This window comes from Acidiphilium iwatense (assembly GCF_021556475.1).
In the GTDB taxonomy this organism is placed as follows: Bacteria; Pseudomonadota; Alphaproteobacteria; order Acetobacterales; family Acetobacteraceae; genus Acidiphilium; species Acidiphilium iwatense.
The window spans coordinates 1-1,514 of the sequence record NZ_JAKGBZ010000132.1 but is presented as its reverse complement, the minus strand read 5'-3'; the positions used below and the strand labels follow the sequence as shown (position 1 = coordinate 1,514).

Sequence of the window (1,514 nt, the reverse complement as noted above, 5' to 3'; positions counted from 1 at the left end):
TCTTACTGTGTCATAAATCGAGCATTCTCGATTTGTCGTTGGCAACACGGGCATCTAGGCAGGGTTCTGGCGAGGGTGCGGGCGATTGTTGTTCTGAGCGTGGTCATTGATGTTGCGAGGTGGCGTTCAGGCCGGATCGGGAGCGCCGCGGGGTCGGTAATCGTCGGGTAGGGCAGGTGCTTTGAGCGATGGCGGCCAGAACCCGTCTGAGGGGGGAAAAGCGCCCCGTTCGGCGATGAGGAATCCGTAGGTTGCGATGCAGAGCGTCGCGTGATGGTGAAAGCCCCGCCATCCTCGTCCCTCGTAGTGGCCGAGGCCAAGTTCCTGCTTGAGGTCCTGGTAGTCGCGCTCGATGCGCCAGCGCAGCTTCGCCTGATCGACCATGGCCCGGCGCGTGGTCGTGGGCGACAAGGTGGAGAGCCAGTATTTGGTGGGTTCCGGCTCGCCTTTCGGCCATTCGACCAGGAGCCATTCTTCGGGCCGCGGGGTCGGGCGGTTGTAGTCGCGGTTAGCGGGGCGGACGCGGACGGCGGCAAAGCGCCCAGCCAGAGTGGTGTTGCTGCCCTCGCGCCAGGTGACCCGGCGCCAAGCGCGCTTTGGCAGGCTCATGGCCAGTGCTTTGGCCGGCACAGGGGTATGCTCGGGATCGCGGCGGATCAAGGACGCTGGCCGCCCGCGCCCGCTCCAGGGCTTTGGCGGCAAGGGCTCGGCGCCTGGCGGCCATAGGCTCGTTGAAGTCTGGATGCCGACAACATAGGCGAGACCGAGCTGGGTGATGCCGTCACGGAACGCTGTATCCACGCCGTATCCGGCGTCGGTCAGTACGGTGGCTGTGGGCACCCCCGCCTCGATGGCGGCGCGTATCTGGGCGAGTGCTATCTGCGGCTTGGTCTGGAACGCGACATCGTCCGGCACGCCGGCTTTGGCGCGCCGGGCCAGGTCGTCAGCCCAAGGCTGGGGAAGGTAGAGGCGATGGGCAACGGGCAGGCTGGCGTGGTCGGCTGCCAGGGACAAAGTGACGGCGACCTGACAATTGTCCTGCTTGCCGAGCTGGCCGCAATATTGCCGAGCGACGCCGACCGAATGCGTGCCCTTCTTGGGAATGCCGGTGTCGTCGATTATCCAGCCGCGGATGGGGCCACGCTGCTCGATAATCGGCAGAACATGGGTGCGGACGGCGGCCAGCAGGGCGTCGTCGGACCAGTCGGCCTTGGCGACGAAGTGGTGCAAGGACTGATGGGCCGCCTGCACCCGGCCTGGTTCAACACGGGCGGCCATCGGCTCGACGCTCTTGCGGGCGCCGGGCAGCAGGAGGCCTGCGGTGTAGGACCGGAAGGGCGCAGCCCTGTCGGCATGCCCAAGCGACGCCGTCAGCGCCTCGACATAGGCGGCCAGACGTGATTCGCTGCCTTGCGTGTTCGATTCGAGACCCACCACCCGCCTCCACGAGTCAGAATCTCTACCCACTCACACGCGTCAACGAATCGCTGCAAGAATTTTGTGACACAGTAAGA

General features: G+C 65.5%; 1 protein-coding gene. It reads right to left on the bottom strand.

Annotation, left to right across the window (positions count from 1 at the left end; genetic code table 11):
- Positions 1–126: 126 nt before the first annotated feature.
- Entirely contained in the window at positions 127–1,434 is a 1,308-nt protein-coding gene (locus L2A60_RS20375) for an IS701 family transposase (RefSeq protein ID WP_407932583.1), read from the bottom strand.
- Positions 1,435–1,514 lie beyond the last annotated feature (80 nt).